Source organism: Corynebacterium sp. p3-SID1761, assembly GCF_055862885.1.
In genome coordinates this window covers 1-22,490 of sequence record NZ_JBSQBJ010000022.1, presented here as the reverse complement: position 1 = coordinate 22,490, position 22,490 = coordinate 1, and the positions used below count along the sequence as shown (strand labels likewise).

The following is a 22,490-nucleotide window of genomic DNA, read 5'->3' as shown; positions in this document are numbered from 1 at the left end:
TTTTGTTATGTCTGCACCTGCCGAACACTCCCCTCGAACACGCGCGATCATTATTGCCGTCACACTGGTCGTTGGCATCGCCATTGCGTGCCTGCCGCTCATCGCAGCGCTGCGGGAGGACGCTCCGGACGATGCGCGTGCGACCAGTTCTGCCATGGGGGAGGACGCCCCCTCAGCGCCAGTGACCAACGGCCCTGTCGAGGTAGCGCAGAAAGTACGCTGTCCGGAAGGTGCAGACAAAGATGCTGGGAAAGCACAGCTCAGTCCCAATGCGGAGCTGCGGGATGTGCGCCTACCGTGTTTGACTAATGGCGAAGGCGATGGCGCAGAAACCTCGCTGGCCGAGCAGCTGGCCGGAAAGCCCACGGTGGTCAACGTCTGGGCCTGGTGGTGCGCTCCCTGCCGTGAGGAGTTGCCGACGATTCAACAGCTAGCGGACAAGCACCCCGAGTGGAATGTCGTCGGCGTGCATCTGGATGCCAAGGCACAGGCAGGTGCCGATATGCTAAGCGACCTGGGCGTAGATACTTTGCCGAGTTACCAGGATTCCAACCACACCTTCGACTCTGCAGCGAACCTGCCAAAAGTCGTGCCACTAACCGTGGTCTACAACCCGGACGGCACCCGCGCGCGGTTATATGCGCAGACTTTCCATGGTGCCGAAGAGCTAGAAGAGGCGGTGCAAAAAGCCCTATGACGCACCCGCACAAGCAACTTCAACAGTGGCTTACAAATATAGACATCCAACCGAAATTACCTTTTGACCTGCCCGAATGGCTGCGTGAATTTGCCCGCGACTGTCGCGAAGTGGACATCCACCAGTACCTGAATGACTCCGCTCGGATCGTGCCAGAGACGGACGACCAAGGTCGCCCTCCGCGCTATTCGGCGGTGCTGGTTTTGCTTTCTGGTGACGCCGACTTCCGCCGCCCTGCTGGAACCACAGGCAGACAAGCCTTCCCCGCCGATGCAACTATGCTGTTGACACATCGCACACCGACCATGCGCAACCACAGTGGGCAGGTTGCCTTCCCCGGCGGGCGTGTGGAGGATGCCGATGCCGGGCCGATCGACACTGCCCTGCGAGAGGCGGAGGAGGAAACCAGTCTGGATCCGACGACGGTGGAGCCTTTCGCAATCTTGCAACCGATATATATTGACCGCTCAAATTTTGCTGTGGTGCCTGTGGTGGCGTGGTGGCGTCAACCTCATAAGGTAAGCTGCCCCACAACCGAAAACGATTGGGTCGAACCCTTTCCCTTAAGTGAGCTAGTGAATCCGCAACGGCGTTTTGAGGTCGGCTTCGCTGGCTGGCGCGGACCGGCCTGGAACCTGCACATCGGTGCGGATAACCCGCTGGTGCTGTGGGGATTCACGGGAGGCGTGATCAATGCGCTGTTACAACGTGCGGGATGGGAAGAGCCTTGGTCCAGTGGTGGTGCTAGCGGCGCGGATGAGCCGTGGAACCTCTTTGAGACCCTTGCCGGATCCGCTAATGGCGAAGCGCTGAAAGAGATGCGGGAAGGGTTCGACCGAGCCAATGAATCAGGCAGAAACGGAGGCGCACCATGAGCGGAACCACGGGGTCGCTAACCCTCGATATTGTGCTGGTCTTTTTGTGCCTCGGCGCTCTGCTATCCGGTTATCGACAGGGCGGATTTAGCGCCGTACTGAGCTTTGCAGGCGTGATCCTGGGCGGGTTCTTTGGCGTAAAACTCGTGCCCTTGGCAGTGCACCTAGCGGAGGATAAAGCACCGGATAGCTACAGCGCCCGATTCTTCGCCGCATTGCTCACCGTGACCGTGGTCGTGGTGGTGGGCTACGCAATCGGCTCGGGAATAGGAACCAGACTGCGGGACAAGATCCGCACCCGCGAGGCTTTGAGAGCAGAGTCCATAGTGGGCGCGATTGTGCAGGTCTTCACAACCCTGCTGATTGTGTGGTTGATCCTTGTACCCATCGCAGCCGGCAATATCGGCGGTCTAGGGAAAGCCATTAGAGGCAGCAAGATTTTAAGCAGCGTGGGCAATGCTGCCCCGGCGTGGTTCAAGCAGCTACCTGCCCAAACGTCGCAGCTGATTAACGACTCGGGCTTCCCCATGATCGCCGACCCGATGGAGAACCTGCCTACCGCAGAGGTCGACCCGCCAGATAACGCGCTGATGCGCTCGCCGGCGGTGACAAACACACGCGATAGTGTGCTGCGCGTCGTCGGTGAGGCGGAAAAATGCAAACGCCTTCTGCAGGGCAGTGGTTGGGTGGTTGCCGAGGACACCGTGATGACGAATGCGCACGTGGTGGCGGGAACCAACAAGGTAACGCTCGCTACGAAGGACGGTCCGCATGAGGCTGAGGTTGTGTACTACAACCCGCAGGTGGATATCGCCCTGCTACATAGCGACAATCTGCCGTATGTGCCTATGAAGTGGGCTGAGGGAGAAGGCCAGCAAGGCCAAGACGCCATCGTGATGGGTTACCCGAACGGCGGTCCATTCAAGGCCTCGCCCGCACGAATCCGTGAAAAGTTCGTGGTCAGCGGGCCGAATATCTATGCTGACTCCCGTGTGGAGCGCGAAAGCTACTCACTGCGCGGTTCGGTGGTGCAGGGGAACTCCGGTGGCCCGCTGATCGATACCGATGGTCACGTGTTGGGGCTAGTGTTCGGTGCGGATATGAATGAGAAGGACACCGGCTACGCCCTGACTAGGGAAGAAGTAATGAGCCACGTTGGAGACGTGACCTCCCACCGCGGGCCCATCGAGACTGGCGCCTGCGTGGCGGACTAGCGGCTTTCGGCGCGCATGTGTTCGCGGAGGAGCTCCGCGATGCAGGGTGGATCTTCCACGTGGGGATAGTGCCCCACACCAAACAAGAGTTTGCGTTCCACAGCTTCGGCGCGCTGGGCGGACTTTGCCGCCAGGGCCTCGTCAAAGATGGGATCCATGCTGCCGTCGATAGCCAACAGAGGAACTGGGGTGGTGGCGGGGAAGGTCCGCTCAAACCTCATGCCCTCGGGGCGGAAGCGACTGCGGAACGGCCAGCGCAGATACTCACAGGACAAATGCGCGACCTTATCCACCTGCATGGCTTCGCGGCGGAGTGCGGCATTTGTGAAGTAGGCGTCCGTATCCCTAAACCCCGGGGCCACACCGGCCCTAAAGATCTTCTCGGCGGCCGCGGCGTTATCCGCCAAAAGCTTGCGCTCCGGAAGGCGCGGCAGCTGAGCGGAGAGAACCCGGCGGGCAAAATTCGGCTGTGAGAACGGCTGAGCCAGGATGCCACGGAAACGCAGCAACGGGTTAATGGAAGACAGAGTGACAAAGCTGCGGACACGTTCCGGGGTATGAGCCACGAGCGTCCACGCGACCATGCCACCGTAGCCATGGCCGACGACGGTGGCGGTCGTGTGCCCGAGGCCGCGGATCACCCCGGCCATGTCACTGGCGGCGGTGGTGAGGTCATAGCCGCGCGGGGTCTTATCCGAGCGACCATAGCCCCGCAGATCCACAGCGGCGAGGCGGAAGTGCTCACCAGCTAGCTGCTGCATCAGCGGATGCCAGTCGAAAGCACCCCCACCGAAGCCGTGGATGAAAAGTATAAGCGGCGCCTTGCGGGGGCCTTGTACGTCCACGCGAAGACGCACACCCCGCGAATGCACGAAAGTGGCATGCGGGGTGTGCGGATCTGAAGCGTGAGTGTCTTCGGACGTCATCTAAGGAGCGGCAGTTTAGGTGTACATTCCCGGCTGACGTGCAGAGGCGCTGTTCCTGCCCTTCTGCGGGATGACGGACTTAAGCTCTCCGACGGACTCGATGGTCTTCTCCGGCTTCTTAACACCCTTAACCTTCTTCAGACCGATCAGCGCCAGGATGGCCACCAGAACCAGCATGAACAGGAAGACGACCAGGAAAGCCGCCCAGCGCCACATGAAGGTATCCAGTACCTCGGCGATGGTGAAGAAGAGGAAGAAGGAGCTGTAGGCCAGAATCACGGCAGCTGCGCCGAACAGGCCAGCGCCGATGCCCGCCTTCTTAGCGGACGTAGCGATCTCGGTCTTTGCCAGCTCAACCTCAGAGCGGACGAGGGAGGAAACCTGTGCAGAGGCATCCTTCACCAGGTCGCTGATACTAGCCTGACCCTTGGCATGAGTATCCACATCGGACAGTGGAATAGCGTTGACCTGCGGGTTGAAGCTATCGCGGTCTGTGAACATGCCCTCGCGATCGTTGTTGCTCACTGTAAAACTCCTGTGGTTACACCTAATTGACTTCCCCTAGTTTGCCAGACCATGGCAAAGAATGCGCGCGCGGGTGCATTATTGTCTTAAATATGGATGACAAATCTGCGCACGACCCGCTCGCTGGACTAGCCGAATTGCCCGGAGTGCCGGAGGCTGTGGCTCAGACTAATGACCACCTGGCGCGGCTACATCGCCACCCTGCAAACCTACGTGGGTGGGATGTCACGGGAGCCGAAGCGGTGCTACGCGGAGCACGCGCCTCGGCGCAGCTGGATGGTGGATCACCGCGTCTGCCAGAGGGTGGCCAGGTGGAGGATCCGATCCTGGCCGGCGCGTTGCGTGCCGCTGAGTTTTTGGCGCCGGACGGGATCACAGAAACAGTGACTACGTGGCGCCGCGCCCCGCTGCAGATCATCGCTCGCATCAATGCAGTTGCCAGCCCCCAAATGTCCGATCCTGCATTCCGTCAAAAAGCTGCAGGTGATGCGGAGTTTTTGGTACCGGGGCGCCCACGCCGTTCGACCGATGCACGCCTGCAGCTGCTGGGGAAGTTCATTACGGGTGGCACCAAGGTGAATGCCACGGTGCTATCGGCAGTGATCCATGGTGAGCTGCTGACGTTGCGACCTTTTGCGGACGCCACCGGCGTGACCGCTCGTGCTTGTTCCCGTCTGGCGACCATCGCCACTGGCTTGGATCCGCGTGGTCTGGGTGTGCCGGAGGTGTGGTGGAACCGCAAGCGCGACGAGTATCTGGCTAAGGCCGAGGGGTTCGCCAGCGGCACCCCGGAGGGGGTGGCCGAGTGGATCGTTTTCCACGCCACGGGGCTATCCGAGGGGTCGCTGGAGGGTAAGTCGATCGCTGACGCCAAGCAGGGGTAGTGCGCTTGGGTGCGATTGAGGTTGCGTAGGCGTGTTTAGGCGTCCTTGTCGCGCCCGCGCCACCACATTGCAAGGCCAGTAGCGGCGATACCCAGCAAGGCGAGTGTGGCACCGGCGCCTGCAATAACTGCCGCCTGTGGGAACAGCGGTTCCGGGCGGTTGAACTGCTTGATCGGCCAGCTCTCTTCCGTAGCCCGCTTCTTTAGGGGGCGGTCCGGGTTCACGGCAACCGGGTTGCCCACCAGCTCCAGCATGGGGATGTCGGTGGCGGCGTCGGAATAGGCGTAGCTTTCGTCCAGGTCATAGCCGTGCTCGGCGACAAGTTCTCGGATGCGCTCGACTTTCGCGTGGCCTGTGTTGAAGTGCGTGACGGCGCCCGTGAACCGCCCGTCCTTTTCTTCTAGCTCGGTGGCAAAGAGGTGATCCACGCCCAGTTCCTTGGCGATGGGTTGCACCATGATGGACGCGGAGGCAGTGACGATGGCGATGCTGTGCCCTTGTTCGCGGTGCCATTCGATGAGTTCGCGCGCTTCGGCATAAATAAATGGAGTGATGACCTCTTGCAGTGCGTCTTGTGCGACCTGTCGCAGGGGTTCGGATTCACGGTCTTTAATGATCCTGGTCAGCGCTTCTTTTGTGGATTCTAGGCTGTCCTCGGAATGGGTCGTGAACATGTAATTGCCCAGCATGGCCATCATCTTCAGCACCTCGCCGGTATTCAGCAGGCCACGTTCGGCCATCGGGCGGCGGTAGGCCAGGGATGCCGACGTGTCGATGATCGTTTTATCGAGGTCGAAAATGGCCAGTACGCGCTTCTCACCCGAGGTGTCGCGTGGTTCCTGGTGCTGAGTCACATTTGTCATTCTAATTACATTGCGACACTTATGTCACTCTCATCTTTTTGCGTTGCGGGTTATCCACAGGATCCAGACCCTTTTTTATGACGCCACCCCGACTTTTCCACAGCTCAGAAATCAGGGGTATACCTACGAGTCCGAAGCTGCGAGTCTTTGGTTCATGGGTGGAGCGAAGAGACAGAGAAAAAGAAAAACGCCGGCCGCGACAGAGTCGCTGCGACCCGTAATCATTGATATCGCTGATCCCCTGTGGAACAACGAGGCTCGCATGGTGGTTGCGGTGACCCGGCGACCAATGATTATTCACGACGGCACGGCGGAATCGACCGCGGAGCTCTTACAAGAACTGGACCGGAAAGACGGATTTGCCTGCCAGAACTCTGCGATTGTTCTGAGCGACAAGGAAAGCGAGCTCACCCGGCATCACTTGGTGCGAACCATCCGCGTGGATCGCCTGGAGCCCTCCCTGGATGCCGGGGGTGCGATGGTGTTAGCGGAGATGATCGGCTCGACAGATGCCCTGCGCATTGCGGTGAGCTCGGCGACCGGTGGTGCTGGATCAAGTTTGTTTGCGGCACAGTTGGCCTATTACATGTCCTGTGAAGGCAGGCCTGCGGTATTGGTGGACGCTGATCCCCACTCCTGTGGTTTGGATTTGGTGCTGGGCAAGGAACGGCGACCCGGCCTGACGCGTAACCAGATTCCCGCCGATTGTGATTTCGATCAGCTGCGCAGCCACCTGCTGATGCTGGGTTTCGACAGTGCAGGTGGAAAGAAGATCGATGCAGAAGGCGGGGCGGTACCCGTGATCTACGCTGACCGATATCCGACTTTCGGCGCGCACAGCGGCGGACGGGGGCTCGACATCGGGCAGATCGCGCACCTTATGCACGCTGACGACCTAGTCGTGGATTGCGGACGCAGCCTGCCAGTGGCTGATAGTGCGAGTGCAGGGTGGTCAGAACAGTGGGGCGCAGCGGAGCCCGACGTTCACGTACTTGTGGCTCCATTGACCATCCAGGGTGTGACGGCCGCCGGTGCGTTGCGTAACCGGATGCTCGAAAACGACCGGGCGCAACCACTGATAGTCCTCCGTGAGATCCCTGGTGCATCGACCTCTGTGGCCGTCGCCGCGATGATGCTGGATGAGGTTCCCGTGGCTGTTATTCGGCACGATACTCACTGCACGCCGGCGTTGGATAGGGGAGAGGCTGAGTACTGGATCGAAAGCTCTTTGAAGAACGACCGGGTTCGTGGGCCGGTGCGTGAGGTATGGGAGAAGATCCTGCACATCGTTGGCGAATGTGCACTGCCGCTAGCCAGTTAGTGGTCTCAAAGAAAGGGGGAGACGTGGGGGCGTCACGAAGAAAGAACACTGAGCTGAAGAAGCTTAAGAAACAGCAACAGCGAGAATCCGCGCGTAGTCTCCTCGCGATTGTGCGAGATGACCTGGCAGAACAAGGAATTAGCAGGCCGGACGAGCGAGACCTTTCGCAGAGTTTGCACTTGATCGGCAAAGCGAGCGTGGAGAATGTACGCACACTCCAACGCGAGTTCAGTGGGCTGGGACCCCTGGCAGAGCCGCTGCAAGATCCGCTGGTGACGGACGTGGTGCTAAACGGTGATGGCAGCGTGTGGGCAGATCGTGGCGAGGGAATGCAGCGAGTTGACGGGGTGAACATCGGAGTAGAAGCAGCACGTGAACTGGCTGTTCGAATGGCAACAATGTGCGGGGAGAGACTGGATGAGGCAAGACCATTTGCAGACGGGGTGCTGCGCGAGCTGCCGCCGGACGTGGCTGCTCAGACGATCCGTATACATACCTTGCTGGCTCCTCCGGCAGCGGGAGGGAGCTGCATTAGCTTGCGTGCGATCACCGGGCAGAAGAACAAGTTGGATGCGCTGGTTGCAAATGGACTGACGAGTCCGGATATGGCAGATGTGCTGCGGCGAATTGTGCGGGCGCGACGCAACATCCTGATTAGCGGCGGGACGGGTGCGGGAAAGACCACCCTGTTGGCGGCGTTGTTGGCGGAGGTGGCGCGCGATCAGCGGTTGATCGTGGTGGAGGATACCCCGGAGCTGCTGATCGACCATCCACATGTGGTGGCGCTAACCACCCGTGAGGGCAATGCGGAGGGTGCGGGTGCGATCTCCATGACTGCATTGGTGAAGCAGAGTCTGCGGATGCGGCCGGATCGCATCGTGGTGGGGGAGATTCGTGGCCCGGAGGTGGCAGATTTGCTGGTGGCGCTCAATACCGGGCATGCGGGCAGTGCAGGAACCATCCATGCTAACGATCCGGCGAGCGTTCCCGGACGGTTGGAAGCGTTGGGTGCGATGGCTGGCCTGGATCGGATGGCTCTTTCGCGCCAGGCGATCGACGGGATTGATGTGGTGCTGCACGTTTCCCGCACGGAGAAGGGCCGGCGACTAACGCACATCGCGCGATTGGTCGGGGATGAACGGGCACGCATCGAAGTGCTGTGGCAGCGGCGGGGTGGGCAAGAATGTGTGCCGGAGGGTTTTAAGGAGTTCTGCGATGAACTGGGCTGAGGGAACGCTCATGATCTCCGTTTTGGCGGTCGTTGCGGCAGCGCTGATGGTCGCTTTTACGTTGAAGATCGTGATCGGGCGTGTGCTGAAAACCCGCCGACACATGAAGACTTTGGCCGAGGTACGTGACGCCGTGGATGCCATTGCTCGCGAGGTGATGGCCGGCGGGCGACCATTGGATGCGGTTGAGCACGCCACGTCGGGGCTGAAGTCTGAGACTCTGCGTCGCGAGTTGGATGTTGCCTGTGTGAAGGTGCGCTTGGGAGCCGTGCCGGGCCCGGACATTGCGGGAGCAGAGGTGAAGGAGAGCGACGCCTCCAGTTTCTTCGCCCACCTTTTCAATATTTGGGGAATTTCCCACCGTCACGGTGTGGGGCTGGCTGGACTGGCACAGTCGCATGTTACCGACATAGATGCACAACTAGCCCACATTTCTAAGTCCACGTCCGCGACAGCGGGAGCACGACTGACGGTAACGGTGCTATTGGCATTACCGATCGGCGCGGTGGGATTGGGACAAAGTAGCGGGCTCGGCACTCTGAGCTTCCTGCTGACCAATGTGCTGGGGGTGCTGCTCTTTCTCACTGGGACTGGTCTGGTGTGCGCGGGCACTTTGTGGACGGAGCATCTCAGCGAATCACTGACTACATCGCCGCTGGGAGGAGTGGGTGTGCGGGCTGGACCGTCTAGCTCGACACCCATGGGGCCACTGGATGCTGCTCGCGCCCTCGATGTCACAGCCGCAGCACTACACGCCGGAAAGGCGCTGCTACCTGCGTGGACGCTAGGGGTGGGACCGCTTGCCCAACAGGACGAAGGAACGCTCAGGCACGCTATGGCTCTCCTGCATCTCGGTGGAGGAGCCCAGGCGTGGCTCACTCTGGCTGACCATCCCCTGCTTGGGGCCATTGCCCGCCAAGCTGCACAGCAGACTCGCGCCGGAACATCACTGGCCGATGGAATGCACCAGCAGGCCGAACATCTCCGGCGCATTGCCGCAGACAAGGCAACTGCCGGAGCTGAAAAGGTCTTGATAGCTTTGGCGGCCCCGTTGACCCTCTGCTTCCTCCCAGCCTTCGTTTTTGTCGGCCTCATACCACTGGCCATTGGCATGGCTTCGTTATGAGGCTTTGGGAAGGGGAGATAGAGGTGTTCCTCAAATGACTACACCGACAACCGAAAAAGGGTGCGCGGACACTGCGACCCGGGAAGGAAAACTGACCATGACTACTTCGACTCTGACCACACCGACTCTGACCACACCGACTCTGACCACATCAAACATTGAACACACCGCTTTCGAGCCGTGTGCCCATGTGCTCGCCAACGATCAGCTCAAGGCCGCGCCCGTAAAGACGGACCCCGCTTCGGGCGTAAACTGCGAATTCTCTGAACAAGTCAACCCACTCAGCAGTTGGTGGAACCAGATTATTGGTGCAATCTACTCTCGCTACACAGATGAAAAAGGGATGTCCACTATTGAGTACGCCCTTGGATGCGTTGCGGCGGCCGCTCTTGGCGCTCTCCTCTACACGGTCGTCACCTCGGACACCGTAGAGCAGGCACTCAGTGGAATCTTCGAGAAGGCGCTGAACACGAAGTAACCGAAGGGCTTAGGAACTGCCCACTTTCCGTCGTGCCCCCTTCGCGCGAGTCTGATCCGAATGGATCGGGCACGCAAGAGGGGTGACACCAAAACATAAATCAACATCCAAGAATATCCAGGAACACTGATGAACACAGTTGAAGGCGCCATCGTCTTGTCTGCCATGACTCTTGTCGCCGGAGGAGCCGCTGCGGGCTTGACCACCATGTCACAGGCGGCTACGGCACAATCACTCGCGCGGACAGTCGCCCGGGTCGAAGCGCGCGGCGGAGATGGGGTTGCTCTGGCTCGGCAGCTCGACGCCAACGCGAGCGTCTCTACTACTCGCGAAGGTAGTGCGGACTCGCCGCTTGTGCGGGTGAAAGTCTCCAAGGACGGGGCATTGTTCGACGTCTATGGTGAAGCCGTCACGATGGTGGAGCCTGACGAGGGATAAGGGGAGGCAGGGAACCAGTCCATGAGTACCGTGTACGGGGCGCTGATTACCCTCGGCATTCTTTCGATCGTTTCGCTTCTTGCCCTCGGTGCGGCGATGCTGGGGCATAAGGAACAGGCGAGCACCGCTGCCGATATGGCTGCACTATCGGCGGCCATGGCTATTCAAGCTGGTGAGAATTCGCCGTGCGATACTGCCCGGAGCATTGCCGATGCAAATGGGGCGAACATGGAGAACTGCGAGGTCAAAGGAGAGTTTGTGACGGTGGAAGTTGTCACCCGCCCAGGCTCGAACTCCCGTATCCTTCCACAGAAAGCGCAGGCCATGGCCGGGCCAGTGGAATAGGGAGTGGCCTAGGCCTTGCGGAAAAGATCGGCTAGGAACGGGGTGGAGTGCTGCTGCGATACGGGCACTGTCCCGCCATGGTCGGTGGGGTACCAGTGAACCTCGACACGCTTATTCCGGCTGCGCATGTCGCCGATAAATTGGTGGATCCACATGTCCGAGTTCAGCATGATGCCGATGGGAGTGGGAACGTCCTTATCCATGAGGCCATGGCCTAGGAAAACAGGTTTGTCGTAGCCAGTGGCGGGAGTCTGCATGAACGCTCGTAACGCAGGCTCCAAACCCGGCACCTCGCGCAGTGGCTTCGAGAATGCGCGAGCCACATTTGTGCCCTTTAAGGCGGACGATAGCTCGTGGTAACAGGATCCCTCGGCGGCCTTTACCATCCGCTTGCCCTCCGGGGTGAGCGCCGAATCGACATCGATGTTTGGGTTTGCCTCGCGGAAAGCGGCGAGAATGTACATCGCATAAGTGTTCAAGCCAGCTGGTAGAGGAACAGGTGGGAAGGTTGGACTACCTGCCAACACAATCTCCTCGACATAGGCCGGGGCGCCTGTCGCGACTGTGCCTACAAAGTTCAGATTCGCCTCCTTGCTACGGCTCGTCGCGCGCAACGCAACATGGAGAGCCGCGCCGCCGCCCTGAGACTGGCCAATAACTGCCCAATTGCGCGAAAGCTTCTGCTTTCGCTGCTTCACCACAGGTAGCCCCTGGGCGGCGATGACGGAATCCACAACGTTAGCTGCAGTGGACTTACCGTTGAGGTAGCTCATGAGACCATCGGTGCTCATCCCGGCATAGTCGCTGGCTACGATGGCATAGCCCTGGTTCAGCCAGTGATTCAGATAATCCGTATCCCGCGCAGACCGCGGATTTATGGATGGGGTGCACTGATCTGCCAACCCCACGGTCCCGTGAGCCCAGGCCAGCACGGGCCAGCCGCCAGCCGGAGGCTTGCCCTTAGGGAAGAACATCGCACCTGTGGAAGGGGCGACCGTGCCGTGCTGATTGGTTGTGGAATAGCTAAACCGGAATTGCTGCCCCGCCGCCGACAGCCCAACCTTCGGGTCGAGGCGAACAGTGTTCATAAGCATTCCCGGTTTGGCGGGTACCTTGCCGATTTTCAGACCACTGTCGAAAGTAGCGCCTGCATAGGGGGCGGGAGTTCGCATGGCTTCCCCACGATTGACCAACGAAGCGGCGCTGGAATGCACCCCAGACGGTGCTAATGGCTGCGCTGCAGCAAGGTTAGTTGAACCGAAAGATACCGCTAGAGCTGTAACTCCGGCGATGGTTGCTGCGGCTCCTTTGCGCAAGCCAGAATGATTTTTCCCAACAAATGACTTCATGAGGGAAATTATATGGTTAAAGCAACCTCCCCGTGTGGCGTCATAAAAATCAGCGAACTAACCCGCGGCATTGGCCAGTGCCCGCAGCAACGACACCGCACCTGCCTTAAACAGTGGATCGTTGCCATTACCGCACTTCGGCGATTGCACGCAGGAAGGGCAGCCGGACTCGCACTCGCAAGTCTCCACGGTCTCGGCGGTGGCGGCCATCCACTCGGCAAAGCGCGCGAAGCCTTGCTCCGCAAAACCTGCGCCACCGGCATAACCGTCATAGACGAACACCGTCGGCAGACCCGTATCTGCATGCAGGGCAGTGGACACCCCACCGATATCCCAGCGGTCGCACGTCGCGATCAAGGGCAACAGGCCAATCGCCGCATGCTCTGCGGCGTGCAACGTGCCCGGCCAGGTCGGCTCTGGCAGCCCCAGATCCAGTAGTAGATCTGGTTCCACGGTGTAAGCCACCGCGCGGGTACGCAAGGATTCCGGCGGCACATCCAGTGGCACGGTTTCTAGGATTTCGCCACCCGGCAAACGCTTCCGGTAGCCACTGACGGTGTGGGAAACCTCCACATCCACATCTGCCAGCCACACCCCATCGCAGATCTTGTGCGTGCCTCGAGTACGCCGCACCGTGATGTCCGTATCGCGGATCACCTGCGTGGTGTACTCAGGAAACTCGGGGCGCACCCATGCTACGGATTCCTCTAAATTCAACAGCTGCACCACGAATGTCTCGCCCTGGTGCATATACACCGCCCCGGTGTGCACATCCGACGTTGCCCGCGGCTCATCGACAGTGCCCAGCAGGCGCCCGGAATCGGCCTCCACGATCGCCACCTGCTTCGCCGCGCCCCCGCGGATAGAGACCTGCGCATGCACCTGCTCGGCAGCCTGCAAGTCCGCAAAAATGCCCCGTGGTCTGCGCTTCAATACACCCCGGCGCAAAAGGTGCTCCACCACGCGCTCGGCACCCCAGCGGGTAACCTCCGCCTCCGACAGCGGCTTTTCCGCGGCTGCGCACACTACGTGGTCAGCCAGCACATAGGGGTTGCCCGGGTCGAAGACCGTGTTTTCCACGGGGCGATCCAGTAGAGCCTCTGGATGGTGCAGTAAATACGTATCCATCGGATCATCCGCGCCCACCAGCACCACCAGCGCGCCCTGGCCGCGCCTACCCGCACGCCCTGCCTGCTGCCGGAAACTCGCAATCGTGCCAGGGAAGCCGCTGGTCACCACAACATCCAACCCGCCAACATCGATGCCCAGCTCGAGCGCATTCGTCGAGGCGATTCCCAACAGCTCACCATTATCAAAACGCCGCTCTAGTTCACGGCGATCCTCCGGGGTGTAGCCCGCCCGGTATGCTGCCACCCGCACCGCATCCGCACTGCGGCCCATCGCCCCCAGTTTCTCTGCAGCGGCGACGGACACCACCTCCGCACCGCGCCGGGAACGTACGAATGTCAGCGTCCGCGCACCCTGGGCGATCGCCAGCGCCATCACATCTGCGGCCTCGGAGTTCGCGGCTCGTCGCACCGGCGCACCATTTTCTCCCTCAACTTCCGGCAGAAAACCCGGTTCCCATAGTGCGATGGTCCGCTCACCAGTGGGTGCGCCGTCTTGCGTCACCGCCACTACGTCCTCGCGACCCGTCAGTCGGCGGGCATGTGCTGCCGGATCCACGCTGGTCGCGGAAGCCAGCACAATCGTCGGCGACGTCCCGCATAGTCGCAGCAGTCGCCGTAGAACCATCGCTACATGTGCACCGAACACACCGCGGTAGACGTGGCACTCGTCGATCACCACATAACGCAAGGTGCGCAGCAGTCGGCTCCACGACTGCGGATTCCCCAACATCGAGGCGTGCAGCATGTCCGGGTTCGTCACGATCACCCGTGCCTGGTCGCGGATCACCCTACGTGTCTCCGGCGGGGTATCGCCGTCGTACGTGGCTACCATGATGTCGTTTAAGTTCGCTGTGCCCGCACACATCTTGGCCAGCGCCGCCCGCTGATCCTGCGCCAGCGCCTTCGTTGGTGCGAGGTATAGAGCCGTCGCGGTGCTCGCTGTTGCCAGGTCGCTCAAAACGGCCAGCTGGTAGCCAAGGCTTTTTCCTGACGCCGTGCCGGTCGAAACCACCACATCCTGGCCCGCATGGGCGTGGGTAGCGGTCTCTACCTGGTGCGACCAGGGCGCGAAAATTCCCTGCTCGTGCAGGTATTCCACTAATGATTCGTCGGCCCATTCCGGCCACTTGGCTGTCTGCGATGGACGGGCGGGGATGGTGCGTGTGTGGGTGACCGTGGAGCGTGGAAACTCCGGCGTCAGGTCGGCCAGTAATTCCTCACCGAACGACGGCGCAGAGCTGGTGGCGTTGCTAGACCCAGAGCTGGGCGCAGTGCCGGACGAGGAATCGACGGCGGAACCAGAGGTAGGGGGCGTGAGCTCGGACATTAACGATAGTTCTAGACCCCATTAGGGGGTGGATACAAGTCAATTGTCTCCCGGATTCCGCACTCGTCTGATCGTTTGCTCCGTGGACATGGCAAACTGGCCAATGGTTTTTAAAATCCTCGGTACTTTTCCGCTCGCCTCGGCGTGAGGTGGGGTCTCGTTGGGTTTTAGCCGATTGGGTTGGAAACGAAGTATCTTCCGACCTCGGCGTTTGGTGGTCTCAGCAGACTTGCGCCGGACAGATTCAACAAGATAGGTAGAAATTCATGGCACAGGGAACCGTCAAGTGGTTCAACGCGGAGAAGGGCTTTGGCTTCATCGCCCCGGACGACGGATCTTCCGACGTCTTCGTCCACTACTCTGAGATCCAGGGCAGCGGCTTCCGCACCCTCGAGGAGAACCAGAAGGTTGAGTTCGAGGTTGGCGAGGGCGCTAAGGGGCCGCAGGCTCAGAACGTCACGGCTCTATAAGACCCACAGGGTTGAGCAAGCCCTCGCCTCGGCGCCTCGCGCGCCTGGCGGGGGCTTTGCCTTATCCATGCTCCCACCCCGGTTGCAATGGAATTGCGGAAACCGCGTAGTGTCACTTAGAAATGCGTAAGTGGCACCATTGAAATAAATCTGTAGAACAATGGCACCCGGCAAAACCATAGATTCTTGAAGGATGTGTGAATTCAACCGATGGGAAACGATGGCGTCAAACGTCTAGTGATCGTTGAGTCGGCGACGAAGGCGAAGAAGATCGCACCGATCCTGGGAGCGAATTACATCGTCGAGGCTTCCGTCGGGCACATTCGCGACCTTCCTCGGGGCGCCGCAGACGTTCCGGCGAAGTATAAGAAGGAACCATGGGCACGGCTGGGCGTCAACGTCGATAAGGACTTCGAGGCGCTCTACGTTGTTAGCCCGGACAAGAAAAAGAAGGTCGCTGACCTCAAGGCAAAGCTCAAGCAGGTAGACGAGCTCTACCTCGCGACAGACCCCGACCGTGAGGGTGAGGCAATTGCCTGGCACCTGCTGGAGGTTCTGAAGCCAAAGGTGCCGGTGCGCCGCATGGTCTTCCACGAGATCACGAAGAATGCCATCCTGGAGGCAGCGCAGAACACCCGCGAACTCGACTACGACCTGGTGGATGCTCAGGAATCCCGCCGTGTACTGGATCGCCTCTATGGATATGAGGTCTCGCCGGTGCTGTGGAAGAAGGTCATGCCGCGCCTGTCGGCGGGTCGCGTACAGTCCGTCGCCACTCGCGTGATCGTCGAGCGCGAGCGCGAGCGTATGAAGTTTGTCCCCGCCGAGTACTGGGATTTGAGCGCTACGTTCGGCCTGGTCGATGCTCTTTCTTCGTCTCTTGATGACGCCGCCCCGGATTCCTTCGACGCACGGCTGACTGCGGTCGCGGGCAAGCGCGTGGCGCAAGGGCGTGACTTTAGCGATGACGGCACGCTCAAAGCCAGCGCGAAGGATACGTTTGTGCTGGATGGGGCGAAAGCAAAGTCCCTGGCTGAGGGTTTGCAGGGGCAGGAGTTCGCTGTGACTGCGGTGGAGGAAAAGCCCTACACTCGCCGCCCGTACCCGCCGTTTATGACGTCTACCTTGCAGCAGGAGGCGGGTCGTAAGCTCCGCTTTACCTCGGAGCGCACGATGCGCATTGCGCAGCGTCTGTACGAAAACGGTCATATCACCTATATGCGTACCGACTCGACGACCTTGTCGACTGCCGGTATTGAGGCCGCACGTAAGCAGGCGAAGGAGCTATACGGTGCGAAGTTCGTTGCCGATGGCCCGCGCCAGTACACCCGCAAGGTGAAGAACTCGCAGGAGGCTCACGAGGCGATTCGCCCGGCAGGCGAGACTTTCCAGACCCCTGGCCAGTTGAGCGGTCAGCTGGATGCCGAGGAGTTCAAGCTCTACGAGCTGATTTGGCAGCGCACTGTCGCCTCCCAGATGGCCGATGCAAAGGGCCAGTCGATGAAGGTCACCGTCGCAGGTGATGCGAAATCGGGTGAGAGCTGCGAATTCAGCGCTACGGGCCGTACCCTGACCTTCCCAGGCTTCCTCAAGGCCTACGTGGAGGTCAGCCGCACCGCCGATGGTCGTGATGTGGCCGACAATGCGGAAAAGCGTCTGCCGCAGTTGACCGAGGGGGACGAGCTGAACGCCCGGGACGTGGAAGCCGACGGGCACTCGACGAACCCGCCAGCCCGCTACACCGAGGCTTCACTGGTCAAGAAGATGGAAGAGATGGGCATTGGTCGCCCGTCGACTTACGCTTCCATCATCCGCACCATCCAGGATCGTGGCTACGTGCTGCCGCGCGGTAATGCGCTGGTGCCTTCATGGGTGGCGTTTGCCGTGGTTGGACTTTTGGAACAGAGCTTCGGCGCGCTGGTGGACTATGATTTCACTTCCGCCATGGAAGACGAACTGGATGCCATCGCAGCGGGCGACGAGGATCGTGTGAACTGGCTTAAGGGCTTCTACTTTGGGGATAACTCTCGCCCGGAGGCTCCGGGCGCCGTTGTCCCACGCCTGGGCGGCTTGAAGCACATTGTGGGCGACAATCTGGAGCAGATCGACGCCCGCCGGGTGAACTCCCTGCACATTTTCGACGACGAGAACGGTGTGCCGATTGTCGTTCGCGTAGGCCGCTATGGCCCCTACCTGGAGCGCATCAAGCCTCTGCCGGAGGGCGCCCCTGAGGGCACGGAACCCGAGGTACAGCGCGCGAACCTGCCGGAATCCATGACCCCGGATGGTCTGACGCTGGAGGTTGCCGAGAAGCTCTTCGCCACCCCGCAGGGCGGTAGGGAACTGGGCGTCAACCCCGACAATGGGCGCACCATCGTTGCCCGAGAGGGACGCTATGGCCCTTATGTCACCGAGGTGCTGGGCGAGGACGAGGAAGCCCGCGTGGCCGAGGAGGCCGTGAAGACGTGGGAGGCTGAGCGCGACGAACAGGATCGCGCTCGCGAGGCCGAGGGCAAGAAGCCTCTGAGCCGCGAGACAAAGACTGCCCAGGCGCAGAAGGAAAAGCGCGTCAAGCAGATCGTCGAGGAGACGCTGAAGCCTAAGACCGCCAGCTTGTTCAGCGACATGGAGCCCTCCAGCGTGACACTGGAGGAAGCCTTGAAGCTTATGAGCCTGCCGCGCGAGGTGGGCGTGGATCCCAGCGACAACGAGCTGATCACCGCCCAAAACGGTCGCTATGGCCCGTATCTGAAGAAAGGCAATGATTCCCGCTCGCTGGCCAATGAGGAACAGATCTTTAACATCACCCTCGACGAAGCTCGCCGCATTTACGCCGAGCCGAAGCGCCGGGGTCGCGCTGCCGCGCAGCCGCCACTGAAGCAGCTGGGTGATAACGATGTTTCTGGCAAGCCCATGTCCGTCAAGGACGGCCGTTTCGGCGCCTATGTCACCGACGGAGTCACCAATGCATCGTTGCGCAAGGGCGATACCCCGGAGACTATTACTGACGCCCGCGCGAATGAGTTGCTCTCCGAACGCCGCGCCAAGCAGGCTGCAGAGGGCACGGCACCTGCAAAGTCGAGCCGGAAGGCCACCAAGAAATCGACCAAGAAGTCCACTAAGAAGGCCGCCAAGAAGTCGACCAAGAAAACCACCAAGAAGACGGCTAAGAAGCCGCCGACGCTAACGAAGCGCACGGTGAAGAAGTCCCACTAAAAACGGTCATACTTTTGGGTGGGAACTGATAAGTTCGGGAGCATGAATCAGCTCCCGAGCTTTAGCGTCGTTACCCTTGCCCCGAACCTTCCCGGACCCGTCGCTGCAAAACGTCTGCAGGAATTGGGTGGCACCGTCATCAAGGTCGAAGGCCCCGGCAAAGCCGCTGACCCCATGCGCCTGTACTGCGAGCCGTACTACCAACACTTGGTAGACGGGCAGGATGTGCGCCATATCGACCTCAAGACGGAGCCTGGCCTCCAGGAGCTGCATGAGCTCCTGGAAGGGGCAGACCTACTGCTAACGAGTTCCCGACCGGCCTCGCTGGAACGCCTCGGATTGGGGTGGGAGGATCTGCACGCTCGTTTCCCCGTACTGTCGCAGGTGGCGATTGTCGGCCACTCCGGTGAGCACGTTGACGTAGCCGGGCACGACCTCACATACGAAGCGCACGCCGGCACGCTCTCCTTCCACGGGGATACACCCGCCATGCCGGTAGTTCCCATCGCCGATCTGGCGGGTGCAGAGCGTGCAGTCTCCCAGGCTCTGGCCGCTCTGTGGCAGACTGCGGCCACCGGGCAGGGAAGCTACCACGAGGTGGCGCTGGCGGACATGGCCACTGAATTTGCCACTCCGGCCCGCTTCCGGCTCACCGGTCCCGACACACTGCTCGGTGGCCTGTTGCCGGGGTATGGACTCTACCAAGCTCAATGCGGTGGTTGGGTGGCGATCGCAGCGCTGGAACCGCACTTCTTTGCAGGCCTGATCGAAGCCTTGCATGTGGAAGGGCTGCTACCTACGCAGGCCACTGTCGCCCAGCTGCAGTCGGAGGGGATTACCGCAGAGCAGCTGGCGGCAGCGGTGGGGCAGAAGACGGCAGCGTGGTGGGACGGGATGGCGTCGGAAAGGAACCTCCCTATCGCATCCGTGCGGCGAGGTTAGCAGTGTCGCCACAGGGCAAGCGCTTAGGACGTGGATCGATCGGCGAGAGTGGCGCGGATAGGACGGGCGATCTGGGTCATCTCACGGCGACCGCGCAGTTCCACGGACTTCATCATGGTCCAACGAGCTTGCTCAGCTTCATTGGCTGCGCGTAGGGTCGCTGCGCTGGTGAGAACCTGACCGGGGGTCTTCTTCGCCAGGTCCGTCAGGCGGGCGGCCTGGTTCACAGCATCGCCGATGACGGTGTATTCAAAGCGATCCTTCGCGCCGATGTGACCCGCAACAACGGAGCCAGCGGCAACTCCAATCCCGGCGACGAACTCCAGCCCTTGCAGCTTGGCCTTCAATTCGCGGGCGGCAGCCAGAGCGTGTCCGGCCACATCGTCCAAAGGCAGAGGGGCGCCGAACACTGCCAGGGCCGCATCGCCTTCAAACTTGTTGATGATGCCCTTGTTCGCGTGCACAACCTCCACCACTCGGTCGAAGAACTCGTTGAGAGCTTTCACCACGTGCTCTGGTTCCTTCTCAGTGGCGAAGCCTGTGGAGCCAATCACATCGACGAAGAGCACTGCCACGTGCCGAGCCTCGCCACCCAGCTCCGGTTTTTCCTCCAGCGCCCGGCGCGCGACCTCAGTGCCGACGTAACGGCCAAAAAGATCCGATACGCGCTGGCGCTCTTGTAACCCGCGCATCATCTCGTTAAAGCCAGCTTGCAGCACTCCGATCTCGGAGGAATCGTAGATCCGCACGGTTGTATTCACCTCACCGCGGCGGACGCGGTTGATGGCGTACTGCAACTCACGGATCGGGTCGGCCACGGCCATGGAGAATAAGGTGGTGCCCATGAAACCGGTCAGCAGGGTGGTCAGCGCCAGTGCCAGCATCGCTGGGATGATGCCGCGGGAGTTCTCGGGGTAGAAGTCGGTAGCTGCCGCGAACAGCAGTAGTACCATGCCCAGCACCGGCACGGCGGAGGTCAGCGCCCAGGTCGTCATCAGCCGGTGAGAAAGCGGGGATAGGCGCGAATGATCCGGGGCACCCTTGGCTAGAGCCTTCGCGGCGACGGGACGCACCAGGCGTTCGGCCTCCATATAAGTCATTAGGCTCACCATCATGCCGCCCAACGTGGCCGTCACAGCGACGGTGATGCCCCATTCCGTACTGTGCCGACAGGCCACGACAGTAAACAGCACCACACCTATTGCCCACAGCACGATGCCCGTGATGGTCTGCAACAGGGGGATGCGCAGCACCAGGTCGCGCACCATATTCGGATCATAGGCTTTTGGTGTGCGCTGCCACCTCAGCACGGGCGCGAAGAAGTACAAGGTCATTGCAATGCCAGCCAAGACGGCCACACCGAAATAGATGATGTACAGCGTGGCAATAGTGGTGTCCGGGCTTGTTAGTTCGCGCGCGGCAGGCAGAGGGATGAGGAAACGCAGGAACGTGGCCACTGCAGTGGCGCCGATGACATTGGTGGCTAACACGGTTGCTGCGTACAGGGGCCAGGAGGTTCCCCAGGCCCAGGACAGGTAGCGCAGCAGTTGTTTCATGCCATTCAGACTATCGCACCGGCACCCCCGCCGGGCGCGTCTACCTATGCCCTATCTAGGCCGAGGACACGCGGAGGGTGGTCGGGGCGAATAGCTAGACTAGGTAACCATGATGGAAACCACGGCGCCAGCCACACCGGGGCACGTAGCGGGAGTCTTTGGGCGGATCACTGCGGAATCTGTCCGCCGTCCCCTGCAGCGGGCCGTGGAGGATCCGCAGGCGATGACTCACTCGTGGTTGTTCACCGGCCCTCCCGGCTCGGGGCGTTCTATCGCGGCGAAGGTTTTCGCCACGGCTCTGGTGTGCCCGCACGGCGGTTGTGGGCAATGCGATCAGTGCCGTAGCGCTGCTGCGGGAACCCACCCGGACATCCTGTGGGTGTCCACTACTGGTGTGGTTCTTTCGGTCGACGAGATCCGCGGGGCCATCCGCGAAGCCGCGAACATGCCCACTGTTGCGCGCTGGCGTGTGGTGGTTGTGGAGGATGCTGACCGGCTCAATGACGCTGCCGCCAACGCTTTGCTCAAGTCGGTCGAGGAGCCCCCAGCCCGCACCGTCTTTCTGCTGTGCGCGCCGTCGACAGATCCATCGGATATTGCAATCACGCTGCGGTCGCGCTGCCGTCATGTTTATGTGCCTACTCCTTCTCCGGCGGCGGTGAAAGGGGTCTTGCTTAGTGACGCCACCCTCGGACTCAGCGAAAGCCAAGCCCAATGGGCCGCTGATGTGTCAGCCGGCCATATTGGTAGAGCTCGACACTTGGCCAGCGACGAGGCCGCCCGAAACAAACGCGCCACTGCTCTTAAACTGCCGAAGCTGGTGTACGAGCCCAATGCGCTGTACCGTTTCACGTCCGAGCTGGTAGCCAAGGCAGCTGAAGAGGCCGCCAGCGAGTTGGAGAAATTGGATCAGCGGGAACGCGAAGATTTGGAGAGCAGCCTTGGCGTAGGCGCGAAAGGTAAGGGTGCTGCAAAGGCCCAGCGGGGGGCGTCGGGAAGAATGAAAGAGCTAGAAAAAGAACAGAAGAACAGGCGCACAAGAAGGACCCGTGACTCGTTAGACCTGGCGCTGATCGACATCGCCGGGCTGTACCGCGACGCGATGCTTCAGGCCGCGGGTGCAGTGGACGACGAAGGTGTGCCGGTAGGTGGACACCAGCATCCAGACATGGCAGCGACGTCGAAGGAACTGGCGCGGCGCAACAGTGCGTCTGCGTTGGTGAGCTGCATCGATGCGGTGATGGAGTGCCGCGAGGTGCTGGGCTATAACGTGCGGCCAGAGGTGGCGCTGGATGCGATGGCGGGGCGCTTGCAGCAGTGCTGCGGGGTGGCTTAACGAAGGTTCCGGGCTGGCTACTAAGTGTGTTTTGGTGCTCAGGGTTTGCGTCGGCTAGGATAACGCTTCGTACTTAATGTACGCGCCGCTTTAGCTCAGTCGGCAGAGCGTTTCACTCGTAATGAAAAGGTCGCGAGTTCGATTCTCGCAAGCGGCTCCATGTGATGTCCCACAGCATTCTTGACAGTTTGCTGTGGGACATTTTGATTGCTAGCGACTGCTAACGTTTCGCCACCCATAAGC

20 protein-coding genes and 1 tRNA gene are annotated in these 22,490 nt (G+C 60.8%); 15 read left to right on the top strand and 6 right to left on the bottom strand.

Translation table 11 applies throughout. The annotated features are described in order from the left end of the window. Positions 1 to 7 precede the first annotated feature (7 nt). The 3 genes from ACWXWJ_RS09350 to ACWXWJ_RS09340 are packed head-to-tail and all read left to right on the top strand — an operon-like array spanning position 8 to position 2,786. Complete coding sequence (locus tag ACWXWJ_RS09350) at positions 8 to 697, top strand: redoxin domain-containing protein (protein WP_473964227.1); 690 nt, start codon at positions 8 to 10, stop codon at positions 695 to 697. Then, positions 694 to 1,572: an NUDIX hydrolase gene (locus ACWXWJ_RS09345; protein WP_473964226.1), complete on the top strand. Its 879-nt coding sequence runs from the start codon at positions 694 to 696 to the stop codon at positions 1,570 to 1,572. The genes ACWXWJ_RS09350 and ACWXWJ_RS09345 overlap by 4 nt, the downstream gene beginning before the upstream one ends. Then, positions 1,569 to 2,786 (top strand): MarP family serine protease, encoded by a 1,218-nt coding sequence (locus ACWXWJ_RS09340; protein WP_473964225.1) that lies wholly within the window; start codon positions 1,569 to 1,571, stop codon positions 2,784 to 2,786. Before ACWXWJ_RS09345 ends, ACWXWJ_RS09340 begins: the two co-directional genes overlap by 4 nt. On the opposite strand, the gene ACWXWJ_RS09335 is transcribed toward ACWXWJ_RS09340, so the two are convergent. Together ACWXWJ_RS09335 and ACWXWJ_RS09330 are read right to left on the bottom strand one after the other, a co-directional pair. Continuing rightward, a complete protein-coding gene (locus ACWXWJ_RS09335; RefSeq protein ID WP_448307769.1) occupies positions 2,783 to 3,712 on the bottom strand; it encodes an alpha/beta fold hydrolase in 930 nt (309 codons plus the stop codon). The two genes, ACWXWJ_RS09340 and ACWXWJ_RS09335, sit on opposite strands and share 4 nt — an antisense overlap. Before the next feature lie 15 nt (positions 3,713 to 3,727). Further along, entirely contained in the window at positions 3,728 to 4,213 is a 486-nt protein-coding gene (locus tag ACWXWJ_RS09330; protein ID WP_293790920.1) for a phage holin family protein, read from the bottom strand. 116 nt (positions 4,214 to 4,329) lie between these two features. On the opposite strand from ACWXWJ_RS09330, the gene ACWXWJ_RS09325 reads away from it, so the two are divergent. Beyond that, a complete protein-coding gene (locus ACWXWJ_RS09325) occupies positions 4,330 to 5,121 on the top strand; it encodes a Fic family protein (RefSeq protein WP_473964224.1) in 792 nt (263 codons plus the stop codon). A 35-nt stretch (positions 5,122 to 5,156) separates the two neighbouring features. Here the strand turns inward: ACWXWJ_RS09325 and ACWXWJ_RS09320 are convergent, their stop codons facing one another. Continuing rightward, complete coding sequence (locus ACWXWJ_RS09320) at positions 5,157 to 5,984, bottom strand: HAD family hydrolase (RefSeq protein WP_473964223.1); 828 nt, start codon at positions 5,982 to 5,984, stop codon at positions 5,157 to 5,159. Positions 5,985 to 6,138: 154 nt separating this feature from the next. On the opposite strand from ACWXWJ_RS09320, the gene ACWXWJ_RS09315 reads away from it, so the two are divergent. The 6 genes from ACWXWJ_RS09315 to ACWXWJ_RS09290 all read left to right on the top strand — a co-directional run bounded on the left by ACWXWJ_RS09315 (position 6,139) and on the right by ACWXWJ_RS09290 (position 10,921). Further along, positions 6,139 to 7,305: a CpaE-like family protein gene (locus tag ACWXWJ_RS09315; RefSeq protein ID WP_473964222.1), complete on the top strand. Its 1,167-nt coding sequence runs from the start codon at positions 6,139 to 6,141 to the stop codon at positions 7,303 to 7,305. A 110-nt stretch (positions 7,306 to 7,415) separates the two neighbouring features. Next, the gene (locus tag ACWXWJ_RS09310) at positions 7,416 to 8,534 is read left to right on the top strand and encodes a TadA family conjugal transfer-associated ATPase (RefSeq protein WP_473964221.1); all 1,119 of its coding nucleotides are present in this window, start codon (positions 7,416 to 7,418) and stop codon (positions 8,532 to 8,534) included. Next, a complete protein-coding gene (locus ACWXWJ_RS09305) occupies positions 8,521 to 9,660 on the top strand; it encodes a type II secretion system F family protein (protein WP_473964220.1) in 1,140 nt (379 codons plus the stop codon). Before ACWXWJ_RS09310 ends, ACWXWJ_RS09305 begins: the two co-directional genes overlap by 14 nt. A gap of 97 nt (positions 9,661 to 9,757) precedes the next feature. Continuing rightward, on the top strand, positions 9,758 to 10,138 hold the full coding sequence (locus tag ACWXWJ_RS09300) for a DUF4244 domain-containing protein (RefSeq protein WP_473964219.1): 381 nt from the start codon (positions 9,758 to 9,760) through the stop codon (positions 10,136 to 10,138). A gap of 129 nt (positions 10,139 to 10,267) precedes the next feature. Next, on the top strand, positions 10,268 to 10,576 hold the full coding sequence (locus ACWXWJ_RS09295) for a hypothetical protein (RefSeq protein WP_473964218.1): 309 nt from the start codon (positions 10,268 to 10,270) through the stop codon (positions 10,574 to 10,576). 21 nt (positions 10,577 to 10,597) lie between these two features. After that, the gene (locus ACWXWJ_RS09290) at positions 10,598 to 10,921 is read left to right on the top strand and encodes an Rv3654c family TadE-like protein (RefSeq protein ID WP_293790861.1); all 324 of its coding nucleotides are present in this window, start codon (positions 10,598 to 10,600) and stop codon (positions 10,919 to 10,921) included. Positions 10,922 to 10,929: 8 nt separating this feature from the next. On the opposite strand, the gene ACWXWJ_RS09285 is transcribed toward ACWXWJ_RS09290, so the two are convergent. Together ACWXWJ_RS09285 and ACWXWJ_RS09280 are read right to left on the bottom strand one after the other, a co-directional pair. Beyond that, positions 10,930 to 12,270, bottom strand: a complete 1,341-nt coding sequence (locus ACWXWJ_RS09285) for an alpha/beta hydrolase family protein (RefSeq protein ID WP_473964217.1) — start codon at positions 12,268 to 12,270, stop codon at positions 10,930 to 10,932. Between the two features lie 57 nt (positions 12,271 to 12,327). Next, complete coding sequence (locus tag ACWXWJ_RS09280; RefSeq protein ID WP_473964216.1) at positions 12,328 to 14,727, bottom strand: DEAD/DEAH box helicase; 2,400 nt, start codon at positions 14,725 to 14,727, stop codon at positions 12,328 to 12,330. Between the two features lie 266 nt (positions 14,728 to 14,993). Between ACWXWJ_RS09280 and cspE the strand changes: the two genes are divergently transcribed. From cspE to ACWXWJ_RS09265, 3 genes are all read left to right on the top strand, one after another. Further along, on the top strand, positions 14,994 to 15,197 hold the full coding sequence (cspE, locus tag ACWXWJ_RS09275; RefSeq protein WP_293790858.1) for a transcription antiterminator/RNA stability regulator CspE: 204 nt from the start codon (positions 14,994 to 14,996) through the stop codon (positions 15,195 to 15,197). A 210-nt stretch (positions 15,198 to 15,407) separates the two neighbouring features. Then, positions 15,408 to 18,413: a type I DNA topoisomerase gene (gene topA, locus ACWXWJ_RS09270; protein WP_473964215.1), complete on the top strand. Its 3,006-nt coding sequence runs from the start codon at positions 15,408 to 15,410 to the stop codon at positions 18,411 to 18,413. 42 nt (positions 18,414 to 18,455) lie between these two features. Further along, the gene (locus ACWXWJ_RS09265; protein ID WP_473964214.1) at positions 18,456 to 19,355 is read left to right on the top strand and encodes a CoA transferase; all 900 of its coding nucleotides are present in this window, start codon (positions 18,456 to 18,458) and stop codon (positions 19,353 to 19,355) included. Positions 19,356 to 19,378: 23 nt separating this feature from the next. Here ACWXWJ_RS09265 and ACWXWJ_RS09260 read toward each other — a convergent pair whose 3' ends face one another. Next, positions 19,379 to 20,911 carry an adenylate/guanylate cyclase domain-containing protein gene (locus ACWXWJ_RS09260; protein ID WP_434825179.1) on the bottom strand — a complete coding sequence of 511 codons (1,533 nt, stop codon included), beginning with the start codon at positions 20,909 to 20,911 and terminating at the stop codon, positions 19,379 to 19,381. A gap of 109 nt (positions 20,912 to 21,020) precedes the next feature. On the opposite strand from ACWXWJ_RS09260, the gene ACWXWJ_RS09255 reads away from it, so the two are divergent. After that, a complete protein-coding gene (locus ACWXWJ_RS09255; RefSeq protein ID WP_473964213.1) occupies positions 21,021 to 22,247 on the top strand; it encodes a DNA polymerase III subunit delta' in 1,227 nt (408 codons plus the stop codon). Positions 22,248 to 22,331: 84 nt separating this feature from the next. Next, positions 22,332 to 22,407, top strand: a tRNA-Thr gene (locus ACWXWJ_RS09250). Positions 22,408 to 22,490 lie beyond the last annotated feature (83 nt).